This is a genomic window from Candidatus Sphingomonas phytovorans, assembly GCA_029202385.1.
In the GTDB taxonomy this organism is placed as follows: Bacteria; Pseudomonadota; Alphaproteobacteria; order Sphingomonadales; family Sphingomonadaceae; genus Sphingomonas; species Sphingomonas phytovorans.
In genome coordinates, this window is record CP119314.1 from 2841161 (window position 1) to 2854595 (window position 13435).

Below are 13435 nucleotides of genomic sequence, written 5' to 3' on the forward strand. Positions count from 1 at the left end.
AGGCCGGTGGTTGTAACAGGCCGGGAATGACCGACCCTCTGATCCGCATTGCCGACGCGCTCGACCGGCTGTCCCCGCCCACTCCGCCGGCCGCCGACCCGCTCGCGCACCCCGCCTATGTCTGGCGCGGCGACACGCTGATCGCCGCGCGCGATTTCGCCGGCCTGCCGCTCGACCAGCTCCGCAACATCGATCTCCAGAAGACGGCGCTGGTCGACAATCTGGAGCGGCTCGCAAGCGGCTCTGCGGCGCACGACGCGTTGCTGTGGGGCGCGCGCGGCACCGGCAAGTCGGCGCTGGTGAAGAGCACGGTCGCCCATATCCAGGCCTCGGGCGGCAATCTCGCGCTGATCGAGGTCGTGACGACCCGGCTCGACACCCTGCCGACGCTGTTCGCGGCCATCGCATCGGTGCCCCGCGCCTTTGTCCTGTTCATCGATGATCTCGGCTTCGACGCGGCCGGCGACGCGCGCGCGCTGCGATCGATGCTGCAGGGCGGTGCCGAGGCGCGACCCGCCAATGCCCGGCTGATCGTCACCTCCAACCGCCGCCATCTCGTCCCACGCGACATCGCCGAGCAGGAAAGCGCGATCAACCCGCGCGACGCGGTCGACGATCAGCTCGCCCTCGCCGACCGGTTCGGGCTCAGCCTCGGCTTCCACGTGATCGACCAGGATTCCTACCTGGCGATCGTCCAGGGCTATACCGATGCGTACGGCCTGCCCTTCGATCCGGTCGAGGCGGTTGGCTGGGCAACGCGGCGCGGCAGCCGTTCGGGCCGGGTCGCCTGGCATTACATCGTCGATCTGGCCGGCCGGAATGGAAGATCGCTGAGATAGTCATTGATCTGGCTCATCTTTGCACGAACCCGACTTGACTTGGTGGCCCCCGCGCGGTGACGTCAGCCATGACCCGCATCGGCGACTTTGATCTGTGTGAGAGATTGTCGCCGGCCGTACCCGTCTGGGTGACTCAGGTCGGCGTCGCCCTGCTGACCGTGCTTGGCGCGAAGATCGTCCGGCTGGTCTTCGACATCGTCGCCGGCGGCGCGGCACCGTTCGCGCTGATCTACCCGGCGATCATGCTCGCGACCCTGTTCGCGCGCGCCTTTGCCGGCACGCTCACCGCGACGATCATGATCGTCTATATCTGGTACTTCATCTATCCGGTCGAGCGGTCCTTCCGCTTCGCGACGAGCGCGAACGCCTTCGCCGTCGCCATCGTGATCGTCACCGCGATCATGACGATCGCCATCGCGGAGCTGTTCCGCCGCACCGCCCGCCGCGCGACCCAGGCGCGCGACCGCGAGATCGCGGACCGCGACCTGTTCCTCGCCGAATTCGATCATCGGATGAAGAACAACTTCGCGATCGTCGCCGGACTGCTCGACCTGCAGAAGCGCCGCGCGAGCGACCCGGCAACCGTCCAGGCGCTCGAGACGGCCCAGATGCGGGTGGACAGCATCGCCCGGGCCCACCGTCATCTCTATCGCGGCACCGGCCAGCCGGGCACCGTCGAGATCAGGGACTATCTGACCGATCTCTGCGCGGCGCTCGCCGAATCGCTGTTCCTGCAGGGTGGCATCACCCTCTCGTGCGACAGCGACCAGGCAGCAGTACCGCGCGACCGCGCCGTCTCGATCGGGCTGGTCGTCAACGAGCTTGTCACCAATGCCGCCAAGCACGCCTTTCCCGGGCGCGACCTCGGCACGATCACCGTCACCCTGCGCAACAGGAGCAAGGGCGGCTGGCGAATCACCGTGGCCGATGACGGGGTCGGCATGCCGAAGGGCGCGGCGCTGCCCGGAAAAACCAGCGGGCTCGGCAGCCGGCTGGTCGAGGCATTCGCCCGCCAGGCCGGCGGCACGCTGTCGACCGAAAGCGACGAAAGCGGTACGCGCGTGGTGATGAAGCTGGAGTCCTGATTCCGCGCCGATCACGCCTCCAGCAGGCCAGCATTCGCGAAACCGACCAGCAGCGCGGACACCCGTTCCGCGGCCATTTCCCCGATCGCGGCGATGTCAGTGACGGGAACGCCATCCCGCGTGAAGGCGAGACGTCCGGCCACGGCCTCTTGCGTCAACAATTCAGCAAGGGCGGCACGGTCACGGCTGCCGTCAAGCACCGACAGCAGGAGCCGCGACATCGCCTGGAGCGTCACCGGCTCGTGACGGAAATTGGTGGTGGACCCGGCCCCTTCCGCCGAATCCGCCCGGGCGATCGCGATCGCCCTCGGCTTGTCCCGATCGTCAGCGCGACCGGCATGCAGCGGCTCGGATGAAAGGCTGGCCATGCCGGCCAGGACCATTCGATGAAGCGCCTCCAACAGCGGCGCTTGCTCGGCCTGGGCGCATGCCCCCAGGCTTGAGGACGAAGGATACTGCCCGATAAGACGCGCTATCCCATCGGCGACAGCAGTGGAGCCAAGGGGAAGCAGCCGCCCGCCCGCGTCGACGAGGACAGGCTCGCTGCCATTCCACAACAGCTGAAGCCCGGCGTCAGTCAGGAAATGCAACGGTGCGATGCATTCCCGGACCACCGAGCGGTTCGCGCCGGCCAGCCGACCGGCCGACACCAGGATGGTCTGGCGGAACGTACGGCCGGTCAGCATATCGAGATACTGCTCGACCTCGACCGGGTCGTCTTTCGCCCGTGCCCGCACCTGTTGGGCGATATCCGGCCCGTAATTGTCGAGCGTCGACAGGCCGAGATCGCAGTCGGCGAGGTAGCCGAGGCCGTCCCGCGCCGCCTCCGCGGCAAAGGCGCGGACCGTGGTGGGGTGGCTCATCTCCTCCAGAAATTCGTGCGCGACATAGTCGTCGGGCAACCCCGCCATCGCCGCGGCGCGGCCGCGCAATACATCGCCATAAGGGCCCCGGTCGGGCGTCGCCGCCGCGAGGAAGTCGAGCAGTTCCCGTGCCCTGGCAACGCGGTCCGGCAGATCGGGATCGCCCTGCGCATCGAGCCTGAAGGCGTCATGGACCGGCTGGATCATCCGCCAGCCCGGCAGGACATTATAGCTGACACAGGCGATGCCGATCGGCGACAGCCGCTCGCCGACGACCCGGAAGATGGCGTCGCGTACCGCCGCGGGCACCCAGCTATAGACGCCGTGACAGATGACATAGTCGAAGACGCCGAGTTCCTCGCCGATCCCGGTCAGGCTCTCGCAACGGATGTCGATATTGTCGAGACCGAGCCTGGCGATCCGGGCCTGCCCCGCCTCGACCTGAGCAGACGACAGGTCGATGCCCACGAACCTGGCGTCCGGATAGCGCAGGGCATGGGGAATGATATTGCCCCCCGACGCGCAGCCCAGTTCGAGGACCCGCGCGGTCGCCAGCGGCGCTGCTTCAAGCCCGAAAGCACGCGCGATGCCCCCGATGCGGGACGGCTGGCTCGCCGCGAACGCCCGGGACTCATAGGGAAGCCGGTCGTAGTTCCGCGCTGTACGCGCGAGGCTGTCCCCAATCTCCGTCGTCCCGCCCATGGCCATGTCACTGCCCCCTCATGCAGGCCTGTGCGCACCTGTTCAGGAACCGCGACGATATTGCAATGTGGCGGGCGTCAAGAACGCGTCGACCGGACGACAGGGACGGGATCTTATGCCGCCACGGATCGCTCCGTCTCCGTGCCGCGGCGCGGATGCCTGCTTTCCGCCTTGGCAACATAGAGTGCGCGGTCAGCGGTATCGAACAGGGCATCGGCGGTGCGGCCGTCGACGGGCCAGGTCGCCACGCCGATGCTGGCGCCAACACGAATGTCGTGACCGCAAATCTGGTGCGGCGGCACCAGGGCCGACAACATGTGGCCGGCAATGGCGTGAGTCGCGATCGCCGAACCGCAGGGCACCAGGATCGCGAATTCATCGCCACCCAGCCGCGCCACCACGGCATCCTCACCACCGGCACCGCGCAGCCGCTCCCCGACCTCGCACAGCAGCACGTCGCCCGCGGCGTGGCCGTGGCAGTCATTGACCGGCTTGAAGCCGTCGAGATCGACCAAAGCGACCGAGAAGCATGTCTCCGGACCCGCCGCCGCAATCTCCTGCTGCAGCCGGGCGTCGAGCGCGCGGCGGTTGAGCAGGCCGGTCAGCGGATCGGTGTTGGCCAGATCCCGCATCTTGCGCTGGAGCATCAGCAGGTCGACGAGCTGGACATGTTGCTGCGCGATCATGCGAAGCAGGAACGCGCTGGCAACGGCGAGGCTGGTGCCGGCGGCAAGGTCCATCCGGTGACCGGTGAAGAGAAGCAGGATGGTGATCGGCAACAGGCCGATCGCCAGGTTGATGATCGTCGCCGAGCGGATGGTCGAGAGGCAATAGGCAGTAGCGAGCGAGCCCATCGCCATGATCATCGGATAATAGATCCGCATCTCCGGCGGCGCGCTGAACCAGCTCATCACGCACCAGGTACTGCACAGCACGCCGAGCGAGCCCGACACCCATGTCGCTGCCTTGATCATCTTCGCGGCACGGCCGACGTCGAGGATCATCGCACGCTTCTTCATCCAGGCGAAGAAGCGCAGCAGGCACGCGCCGCCCATGAAGATCGGGATACCGAAGCGGATGATCGGCGAGGCGCCCTGGCTCGACCCGTAGATCGCGGTCGGAATCGTGAGCAGCAGGGTGAGATAGAGCAGCGGAATCTGGCTCTGCAGCCGCGCCGCGCGAAGCAAGGTGAAATCGTCCCGGATCACCTCGGGAACCGGCGGAAAGGCAGCCCGCCAAAAAGCCTTGATCGTCGCTCTCATCGAGCCGGGCTAGCAGCCCAAGGTAAATCGACCGTTACCCCTGTTCCTGAACCAGATTCGGCGCCCAGCCCTGACCGTGCCCCCAAGGCGCGACGGGGAAGATAAATCCGGATTTGGTCCCGTTTCCCGGCGACGGGGCCATCAGTTGTTAACCATGTTTCCATAGCACCGCGCCTCGCACGAAAGACCAGCACAGGAGCAGCAGATGACGCGCGCGGCCACCCATCCCAGCCTTCCCCAGAACGACACCCCGGCGCAAAAGGCCGCACGCGAGGCACAGATCGCGACCGCCTGCGCCAGCTATGTCTGGACGACCGATGTCCCTACCCTGCCGGGCGTGCCGCTGGCGGCGACCGTCCCGGCCAATGACGAACCGACCATTCCATGGTTCCTGATCCTGATCGCCGTCGGCCTGAAGATCGCGCGCAACGTGATCGCGGTGAAACTGGCCGGCCTCGGACAGGGGGAGCTCGACAGCGCGCCCGGGGGCCTGGCCGACGCCCTGGCCCGCTGTGATGCGATAGAGGCATCGGCGACGCATATCGCCCGGCACCACACCATCCAGACCGGCAGCTCGTTCCTGGCGCGCAGCGCGGCCGATGCGACGATCGCGGTCGAATATGTCGAGCATGACGCCCATCTCGCCCTGCTGAAAAGCTATGCTGGGGAGCTACGCGACATCGCGGCGCTGAGCGGGAACGAAAGGCTCGGCATCGACGGTACGACGGCGGCGTCGCTCGATGCCTATCGTGCGCTGTTCGACACGATCCCGGTGCCCGGCTTCGCCTATATCTTCGAAGAGGATGACCAGTTCGCGCGGCTTCGGGTGGCCGGACCGAATGCGATGCTGCTGCAGGGGATCAGCACCCTGCCCGCGAATTTTCCCGTCACCGCAAAGCAATATGAGGCGGCGATCGGCCTTGGCGACACGCTCGAAAGGGCGCTGGCCGAGGGCCGGGTCTATCTGTCCGACTATGCCGAGCTTGCCGTGCTGGTGCCCGGGGTGTGGAACGGACTGGCCAAATATGTCTGGCAGCCGCTCGCCCTGTTCGCGGTGCCGCCGGGCGGATCGGCGCTGAAGCCGGTCGCGATCCAGTGCGGCCAGGACAGCGACGAGCATCCGATCTTCACCCCGACGGTGGTCGCCGCCGACTCCTGGGGCTGGGAGATCGCCAAGACCGTGGTCCAGGTCGCCGACGGCAATTATCACGAGCTGTTCGTGCATCTGGCGCGCACCCATCTGGTGATGGAGGCCTGCGCGGTGGCGACTCACCGCGAGCTTGCCGCCGTCCATCCGCTCTGGGCATTGCTGGTGCCGCATTTCGAGGGATCGCTGTTCATCAACAACCAGGCGGCGACCTCATTGATCGCCGCCAACGGCCCGATCGACCATATCTTCGGCGGCACGATCACGTCGAGCCAGCTCGCCGCGGCGAGCGACCGGCTGGCATTCGATTTCTACGGCAAGATGCTGCACCGCGATCTCGTCGCGCGGAACGTGGCCGATACGGCGGCGCTGCCCGACTATCCCTATCGCGACGACGCCCTGCTGGTCTGGCAGGCGATCCACGAATGGGCGACTCAATATATCGACATCTATTACGCCAATGACGCGGCCGTGACCGGCGATACGGAGCTGGCCGCCTGGGTCGCCACCCTCGCTTCGGACGGCAAGCTGAAGGGGTTCAGGCCAATCGTCACGCGCGCGCAGCTTGCCGAGGTGTGCACGATGATCCTGTTTACCGCGAGCGCCCAGCATGCGGCGGTGAATTTCCCGCAGAAGGAGATCATGTCCTTCGCCCCCGCCGTCACCGGCGCTGGCTGGACGGCGGCACCGATGGGCCAGACCGGCCATGACAAGGCTGAATGGCTTAGTTACCTGCCGCCGGTCTCGCTGGCGCTCGAGCAGCTCAACGTGCTCTATCTGCTCGGCTCGGTGCACTACCGCGCGCTGGGCGACTATCGCAGCAACGACTTCCCCTATCTGGAGTGGTTCCGCGATCCGGCGATCATCGGTGCCGAAGGGCCGCTGGCCCGATTCCAGGCATCGCTTCGCGCGGTCGATGCCCGCATCGTCGCCCGCAATGCCGAGCGCCAATATCCCTATCCGTATCTCCAGCCGAGCCTGATCCCGACCAGCGTCAATATCTGAACCGCATCGCCCGGCTGCGTTGCGTGCGGCCGGGCTTCCACTCCGTCTTCCCGGCAACCCGCTATCCGCGAATGCGCCAGGATTACCCCAAAGCCTCGGCCTGTTCGGCCAGTTCCAGCCAGCGCATCTCGGCCGCGTCCTTCTCCTCGCGAGCTTTGTCGATCGCCTTCATCAGCCGGTCGAACGCGGCGGGATCCTTCGCATAGAGATCGGGATCGGCCAGCGCCGCCTCGTCCCGAACGATCGCCTTGTCCAACTCCTCGATCCGCTTGGGCAGCAGTTCGTAATCGCGCTGGTCCTTGTAGGTCAGCTTGACCTTGGCCGGCGGCGGGGCGGTCGGCTCAGCCTTGCGCGGATTGGGGCGCTTGCCGCCCGACGCGCGCAGCCTGCGGCGCTTCTCCCAATCCTCATAGCCGCCCGCCACCACATCGACCGTGCCTGAACCGTCAAGCCCGAGCGTGATCGTCACCGTCCGGTCGAGAAAGTCGCGATCATGGCTGACGATGAGGACGGTGCCCTCATAGTCGCTAATCACTTCCTGCAGCAGGTCGAGCGTCTCCAGGTCGAGATCGTTGGTCGGCTCGTCAAGCACCAGCAGGTTCGAGGGGCGGGCAAACTCGCGCGCCAGCAACAGGCGGGACCGCTCGCCGCCTGACAGCGTGCCGACCATCGCGTCGACCAGCCCAGGTTCGAACAGGAATTCCTTGAGATAGCCGATGACGTGCTTCTTGATGCCCTGCACCTCGATCCAGTCGCCGCCATCGGCCAGCACCTCGCGCACCGTCTTGTCGGGCGCCATCAGGCTGCGCTGCTGGTCGATCACGATCCGGTCGAGCGTCTTGGCCAGCCGGATATGACCCTCGTCAGGTTCAAGCTCCCCGGTCAGCAGCTTGAGCAGGGTCGTCTTGCCCGCGCCGTTCGCGCCGACGATGCCGATCCGGTCGCCGCGCGTGATGCGGAGCGTCAGGTCCTTGATGATCGTGCGCTCCCCAAAGCTCTTGGAGACGCCTTTCACGTCGATCACGACCTTGGTGCGGACATCGTCGCTGCCGATCGACAGGTTGGCCGTGCCCTGCGGTCCCATCATCGCGGCGCGCACCGCCCGCATCTCGTGAAGCTTGGACAGCCTGCCCTGGTTGCGCTTGCGCCGGCCCGTCACGCCGCGCAGCAGCCAATGTTCCTCAAGCTTGAGCTTGGCGTCGAGCCGTTCGGCGTTGCGCGCTTCCTCGGCATAGACCTGTTCCGTCCAGGCCTCGAATCCGCCGAAACCGATCTCGGCGCGCCTGATCGATCCGCGATCGAGCCACAGGGTCTGTTTCGTCAGGCGAGTCAGGAAGGTGCGGTCATGGCTGATCGCGATGAACGCGCCGCGGAACCGGCTCAGCCAGTCCTCCAGCCAGTCGATCGCGGCGATATCGAGATGGTTGGTCGGCTCGTCGAGCAGCAGCACGTCGGGATCGAGCGCCAGCGCGCGGACGATCGCCGCCCGGCGGCGCTCGCCGCCCGAGGCGCTGGCCGATTCGCGCGACAGATCGATGCCGAGCTGGTCGGCGATCGCTTCGGCCTCATGCGGGGCCGGCGCCTCTTCCCCCGAGAGCACATAGTCGAGCAAGGTCGGATGCGCCGAGAGATCGGGCTCCTGCTCAAGCAGAATCACCCGCGTGCCCGGTACGATCGTCCGCCGCCCCTCGTCGGAATCGATCTTGCCGGCGATCAGCTTGAGCAGCGTCGTCTTGCCCGCACCGTTGCGCCCGATCAGCGCGAGCCGGTCGCGCGCGCCGACATGGATGTCGAGCCCGCGGAACAACCATCCCGATCCCTGGATGATGCCGAGATTTTCATATGCGAGGATTGGGGCTGCCATGCGGGACCCGTTAGGGCGGCGGGCGCGGGTGGGCAAGTTGCCCTGACAGGTTGCACCCGTATGTTGCCCCAAAGGCTGCCCGCTACGTTACCTTTGCCTGACGGAAGCATTCACAGGCTGTTCAAGCCCGCCTCCCTATGCGAGACGCCATGAAGATGCTCGTATCGCTTGCGTTATCCGCCTTCGCTGCGCTTGGCCCGGTATCCGCCCCCGCGGAACCGATCCAGCGGCGTGACCAGGAGGAAGCGTTCGACCAGCTCCGCCAGGGCCGGATCATGCCGTTGCGCGAGATCGAATCGCGTGTCCTGCCGCGCATGACCGGCGCGCAATATCTCGGTGTCGAGCTGGACAGCGCCACAAGTGTTTACACGCTCAAGTTCGTGCGTAAGGGAACTGTCATCTGGGTCTATGTCGATGCCCGTTCGGGCAAGGTCATCGGCCAGGACGGTAATTGAACGCCTCCAAGGCGTCGTCTGAAGGGATAAACCTATGCGCGTTCTGATCGTCGAGGACGAGCCCAGCCTGGGCCAGCAGCTCAAGAATACCCTCGAAGGCGCTGGCTATGCCATCGATCTCGCCACTGATGGCGAGGAAGGACATTTCCTTGGCTCGACCGAGAATTACGATGCGATCGTGCTCGATCTCGGCCTTCCCGAGATCGACGGGCTGACCGTGCTCGACCGCTGGCGCAAGGAAGGCCGCACCGCGCCGGTCCTGGTGCTGACCGCGCGCGACAGCTGGTCGGACAAGGTCGCCGGGCTCGATGCCGGCGCCGACGATTATGTTGCCAAGCCCTTCCAGTCCGAGGAACTGATCGCCCGCCTCCGCGCGCTCATCCGCCGTGCCTCGGGCAATGCCTCGTCCGAGCTGACCGCTGGCGACGTCCGCCTCGACACCCGTTCGGGCAAGGTCACGCTGGCCGGCGAGCCGGTGAAGCTGACCGCGCAGGAATATAAGCTGCTCAGCTACCTGCTCCACCACAAGGGCAAGGTGGTCAGCCGCACCGAGCTGATCGAGCATATCTACGACCAGGATTTCGATCGCGATTCGAACACGATCGAGGTGTTCGTCACCCGAATCCGCAAGAAGCTGGGACAGGACGTGATCACCACCATCCGGGGGCTTGGCTACAGCCTCGAGGATCCGGATGCCTGATCCAGTTCCCATGACGTCCCATGGCTGACAGCGAGGCTGCCCCGGCCACCGGCGCCATTGCCGCGCCCGCGCTGCCGGTCGAGGAAAATCGCCCGGCCCCGACCATCTACCCCGCGAGGCAAAAGACCACCGGCTCGCTCAGCCGGCGGATGATCTTCATCGCGGCCGGGTGGATCCTGCTACTGCTGACCGGCGGCGGGTTCGCGCTCGACCGGGTGCTGACCGCCGCGGTCACGCGCAATTTCGACGACCAGCTCGAATATGTGCTGACCGCGCTGATCGTCTCGTCGGAGATCGGCCCCGAGGGCGAGGTCGTGTTCAACCGCGAGCCGGCCGACCAGCGTTTCCTCGAACCCTATTCGGGGCTCTACTGGCAGGTCAGCGCCACCGGGCGCGAGCCTTTCCCGTCGCGCTCGCTCTGGGACCGGCGGCTTGCCTTCGGCACCAACCATGCCGATCTGGGCGTGCACGCCTATGACAGCCACCAGTTCGGCGACGAGCGGCTGCGCATCCTGGAACGCGACGTGAAGCTGCCCGGCTCGCCGACACGCTGGCGCTTCCAGGTGGCGCAGAGCCGCGACGGGCTCGATGCGCAGATCGGCGCGCTGCGCAAGACGCTGGTGCGCAGCTTCCTGCTGCTCGCGCTCGGGCTGATCGTGATGGCCGCGTTGCAGACCTTTTACGGGCTATGGCCGCTGCGCCGGGTGCGCGAGGAGATCGCCCGGATGCGCGCCGGCAAGTCGCGCCAGGTCGAGCGCGCCATGCCCAACGAGGTCGCACCGCTGGTCGAGGAATTGAACGCGCTGATCGAGCATAACGAGAAGCAGGCCGAGGAGGCGCGCCGCCACGCCGGCAACCTCGCCCATGCGCTCAAGACGCCGCTCACCGTCATCATGAACGCAGCGACCGCGCAGGCAGACGATCTCGGCGAGACCGTGATCCGCGAGGCGCGGACGATGCGCCGGCAGGTCGACCATCATCTCGCCCGCGCCCGGGCGGTCGGCCGGCGCGGGTCGGCGCACAGCCGTGCCGATGTGTGGCCGAGCCTCGAATCGGTCGAGCGCGCGGTCGGGCGGCTCTATCGCCATGTCCGAATCGACGTGACGGGACCGAAGAACCTCCAGGTCCATGTCGAACGCCAGGATCTCGACGAGATGCTCGGGAACCTGATCGAGAATGCCGCGAAATATGGCGGTGGCAGCGTGTTCGTCACGGTCGGCGCGCAGGCCGGCTTCGTCGAGTTCCTGATCGAGGACGACGGCGTCGGCATCCCCGAGGAGGATCGCCTGCGCATCTTCGATCGTGGCGTGCGGCTCGACACGGGCAAGCCGGGCACCGGCCTCGGGCTGGCGATCGTCCGCGACGTGGCCGAGATCTACGAAGGCACGGTCAGCCTGGAGGAAAGCGAGGACCTTGGCGGCCTCCTCGTGCGACTGAGGCTTCCGGCGGCAAACTGATCCACCCCGTTCCGGGGAGGATCAGGCAGCCACGGTCAGTTCCCGCATCACCTCGGCAGTGATCGTCAGGCTGCGTTTGCGCGCCGCATGATCGTAGATCGAGCTCGCGATCATCAGTTCGTCCACCCCGGTCCGCTCGACGAACGCGGCGATCCCGCGCGCGACCGTGTCGGGACTGCCTACCGCCGAACATTGCAGCACATGATCGAGGATGCGCGCGCCCTGCGGCCCGATGCTGTCGCGATAGCCCGGCACCGGCGGCCTGAGCTTGCCCGGATTGCCGGTGCGCAGCGCGACGAAGGCCTGTTGCTGCGAACTGGCCAGCAGCTCAGCCTCGGCATCGGTATCGGCCGCGAACACGTTGAATCCAGCCATCAGATGCGGCTTGGCCAGTGTCGCCGAGGGACGGAAGTCGCGACGATAGATCGCGATCGCCTGGTCGAGCGCGTCGGGCGCGAAATGCGAGGCGAAGGCGTAGGGAAGCCCGAGCATCGCGGCGAGTTGCGCGCCGAAGGTGCTCGATCCGAGGATCCATAATGTCACGTCAGCGCCCGCCCCCGGTGTCGCGCGGATCCCGGTCTGGCCGTCATCGGCGAAATAGCTCTGCAACTCGACCACGTCGCGCGGAAAGGCATTGGCATCGCTCTCCAGCGTGCGGCGAAGCGCTCGCGCGACGATCTGGTCAGACCCCGGCGCGCGCCCCAGCCCAAGGTCGATCCGCCCGGGGAACAGCGCATCGAGCGTCCCGAACTGCTCGGCGATCACCAGGGGCGCGTGATTGGGCAGCATGATGCCACCGGCCCCGACCCTGATGCTCTCCGTCGCAGCCGCGACATGAGCGATCACCACTGCGGTCGCGGCGCTGGCGATGCCGGTCATGCCGTGATGCTCGGCAACCCAATAGCGGCTGAAGCCGAGGCTCTCCACGTGCCGGGCGAGATCGGCCGCATTGGCCAGGGAGCGGGAAACGCTGCCGCCTTCAGTGACGGGAACGAGATCGAGCAGGGAATAGGCTGTCATGAACGGCAAGATGGGGTACGCGTCCCGCCGGTAAAAGCCCCTTGGCGGCGCGCGGCGACAAGCAAAGCTATCGGCGCGCACATAATCTTTCCGCCCATGATGCCACCGCACCTCATGGACGGACAGTCACCGCCGACAGCAGGAGCTCCGCCATCCATGTGCGATATTGCCCGGCCGACCATCCGCGCTTCGCCACGAGATCGTCCCATGTCTCGATCGATGTCGTCGTCCAGATGAGATCGGCGGCCAGCGCCGGATCGAGACCGGGGCGGAGGCAGCCCTCGGCGTCGATCCGCGCGACGACGGCGCGGCACCCCGCCAGCCGGTCGTCCTGACGATCCTGCCAGGCTTGCTGCGCAGCCGGATCCTGGCGGCGCAGGAGATCGAACGTGTCGGCCAGTGGTTTATAGTCGGGATTCCACCGGGCCTGACGGTCGATGATCGCGAGTAACCCGTCGATGCCGCTCGGCGCGGCCCGAATCTTCGCCTGTTCCTGGACCAGGCCACGCTGTCCGTCGACATAGCGCAGTACGGCGATGAACAGGTCGGCCCGGTCGGCGAAGATCAGGTACAACGCCTGACGCGACAGGCCGGCCTCCTTCGCAATCCCGCTCATGGTGAGCGGCGCCGCACCGCGCCGGATCAGCGCCAGCGTCGCCTGCAGGATACGGGATCGTGTCGTGGGCGGCGAACTTGACATCGTGTAAACCTCAGGGCAAACGAACGGCGACTTTACATCGTGTCAAGTGGTGACACCTGACACGCGGATTGCAAGCCCAAAGCAGGAGAAGCGCGATGCTGATTCACACGTTCAGAGGACCCGGCCGGGTGTTCGGCTTCACCCGGGACGCCGCCGGCGCCAACCTGCCGCCGCGCTATGCCCCGTGGACTGCGTTCAAGTCGCTCGACATGCACCGGGACGAGCCGCATGCGGGCGTCGATGTGAACACTTGCCTCGACGATATCGACACCTATGGATTCCACCTGACCGACGCGCATGAGCGGATCACGCAATCGGCTGTCGGGTGAAGGGGCA

The 13435-nt window shown here is 66.6% G+C and carries 12 protein-coding genes; 7 read left to right on the forward strand and 5 right to left on the reverse strand.

Annotation, left to right across the window (positions count from 1 at the left end; all coding sequences use genetic code 11):
• The first annotated feature begins 26 nt into the window (after positions 1–26).
• A complete protein-coding gene (locus tag P0Y59_12940; protein WEJ97873.1) occupies positions 27–839 on the forward strand; it encodes an ATP-binding protein in 813 nt (270 codons plus the stop codon).
• Positions 840–943: 104 nt separating this feature from the next.
• The gene (locus P0Y59_12945; GenBank protein ID WEJ97874.1) at positions 944–1924 is read left to right on the forward strand and encodes a histidine kinase dimerization/phosphoacceptor domain -containing protein; all 981 of its coding nucleotides are present in this window, start codon (positions 944–946) and stop codon (positions 1922–1924) included.
• Positions 1925–1935: 11 nt separating this feature from the next.
• Here P0Y59_12945 and P0Y59_12950 read toward each other — a convergent pair whose 3' ends face one another.
• Positions 1936–3495 (reverse strand): class I SAM-dependent methyltransferase, encoded by a 1560-nt coding sequence (locus P0Y59_12950; GenBank protein WEJ97875.1) that lies wholly within the window; start codon positions 3493–3495, stop codon positions 1936–1938.
• 107 nt (positions 3496–3602) lie between these two features.
• Complete coding sequence (locus P0Y59_12955; protein WEJ97876.1) at positions 3603–4751, reverse strand: GGDEF domain-containing protein; 1149 nt, start codon at positions 4749–4751, stop codon at positions 3603–3605.
• Positions 4752–4956: 205 nt separating this feature from the next.
• Here P0Y59_12955 and P0Y59_12960 point away from each other — a divergent pair, with 205 nt between their 5' ends.
• Positions 4957–6903, forward strand: a complete 1947-nt coding sequence (locus tag P0Y59_12960; protein WEJ97877.1) for a lipoxygenase family protein — start codon at positions 4957–4959, stop codon at positions 6901–6903.
• Positions 6904–6985: 82 nt separating this feature from the next.
• Here the strand turns inward: P0Y59_12960 and P0Y59_12965 are convergent, their stop codons facing one another.
• Positions 6986–8767: an ATP-binding cassette domain-containing protein gene (locus P0Y59_12965; protein WEJ97878.1), complete on the reverse strand. Its 1782-nt coding sequence runs from the start codon at positions 8765–8767 to the stop codon at positions 6986–6988.
• A gap of 149 nt (positions 8768–8916) precedes the next feature.
• On the opposite strand from P0Y59_12965, the gene P0Y59_12970 reads away from it, so the two are divergent.
• The 3 genes from P0Y59_12970 (at position 8917) to P0Y59_12980 (ending at position 11379) form a co-directional block, all read left to right on the forward strand.
• The gene (locus tag P0Y59_12970) at positions 8917–9222 is read left to right on the forward strand and encodes a PepSY domain-containing protein (protein ID WEJ97879.1); all 306 of its coding nucleotides are present in this window, start codon (positions 8917–8919) and stop codon (positions 9220–9222) included.
• A gap of 34 nt (positions 9223–9256) precedes the next feature.
• Positions 9257–9922, forward strand: coding sequence for a response regulator transcription factor (locus P0Y59_12975; protein WEJ97880.1), 666 nt, complete (start codon positions 9257–9259; stop codon positions 9920–9922).
• 149 nt (positions 9923–10071) lie between these two features.
• Entirely contained in the window at positions 10072–11379 is a 1308-nt protein-coding gene (locus tag P0Y59_12980) for an ATP-binding protein (GenBank protein WEK02564.1), read from the forward strand.
• Positions 11380–11400: 21 nt separating this feature from the next.
• Here P0Y59_12980 and P0Y59_12985 read toward each other — a convergent pair whose 3' ends face one another.
• Positions 11401–12399, reverse strand: a complete 999-nt coding sequence (locus P0Y59_12985; protein ID WEJ97881.1) for an LLM class flavin-dependent oxidoreductase — start codon at positions 12397–12399, stop codon at positions 11401–11403.
• A 112-nt stretch (positions 12400–12511) separates the two neighbouring features.
• Positions 12512–13099, reverse strand: coding sequence for a TetR/AcrR family transcriptional regulator (locus P0Y59_12990; GenBank protein ID WEJ97882.1), 588 nt, complete (start codon positions 13097–13099; stop codon positions 12512–12514).
• Between the two features lie 95 nt (positions 13100–13194).
• Here P0Y59_12990 and P0Y59_12995 point away from each other — a divergent pair, with 95 nt between their 5' ends.
• Positions 13195–13428 carry a hypothetical protein gene (locus tag P0Y59_12995; GenBank protein WEJ97883.1) on the forward strand — a complete coding sequence of 78 codons (234 nt, stop codon included), beginning with the start codon at positions 13195–13197 and terminating at the stop codon, positions 13426–13428.
• The last annotated feature ends 7 nt before the right edge of the window (positions 13429–13435 follow it).

Excerpts from the sequence above, each read along its gene's own strand:
- P0Y59_12940 (WEJ97873.1), top strand. The coding sequence starts at position 27 with ATGACCGACCCTCTGATCCGCATTGCCGACGCGCTCGACCGGCTGTCC.
- P0Y59_12950 (WEJ97875.1), bottom strand. The coding sequence starts at position 3,495 with ATGGCCATGGGCGGGACGACGGAGATTGGGGACAGCCTCGCGCGTACA.
- P0Y59_12955 (WEJ97876.1), bottom strand. The coding sequence starts at position 4,751 with ATGAGAGCGACGATCAAGGCTTTTTGGCGGGCTGCCTTTCCGCCGGTT.
- P0Y59_12960 (WEJ97877.1), top strand. The coding sequence starts at position 4,957 with ATGACGCGCGCGGCCACCCATCCCAGCCTTCCCCAGAACGACACCCCG.
- P0Y59_12965 (WEJ97878.1), bottom strand. The coding sequence starts at position 8,767 with ATGGCAGCCCCAATCCTCGCATATGAAAATCTCGGCATCATCCAGGGA.
- P0Y59_12970 (WEJ97879.1), top strand. The coding sequence starts at position 8,917 with ATGAAGATGCTCGTATCGCTTGCGTTATCCGCCTTCGCTGCGCTTGGC.
- P0Y59_12975 (WEJ97880.1), top strand. The coding sequence starts at position 9,257 with ATGCGCGTTCTGATCGTCGAGGACGAGCCCAGCCTGGGCCAGCAGCTC.
- P0Y59_12980 (WEK02564.1), top strand. The coding sequence starts at position 10,072 with ATGATCTTCATCGCGGCCGGGTGGATCCTGCTACTGCTGACCGGCGGC.
- P0Y59_12985 (WEJ97881.1), bottom strand. The coding sequence starts at position 12,399 with ATGACAGCCTATTCCCTGCTCGATCTCGTTCCCGTCACTGAAGGCGGC.
- P0Y59_12990 (WEJ97882.1), bottom strand. The coding sequence starts at position 13,099 with ATGTCAAGTTCGCCGCCCACGACACGATCCCGTATCCTGCAGGCGACG.
- P0Y59_12995 (WEJ97883.1), top strand. The coding sequence starts at position 13,195 with ATGCTGATTCACACGTTCAGAGGACCCGGCCGGGTGTTCGGCTTCACC.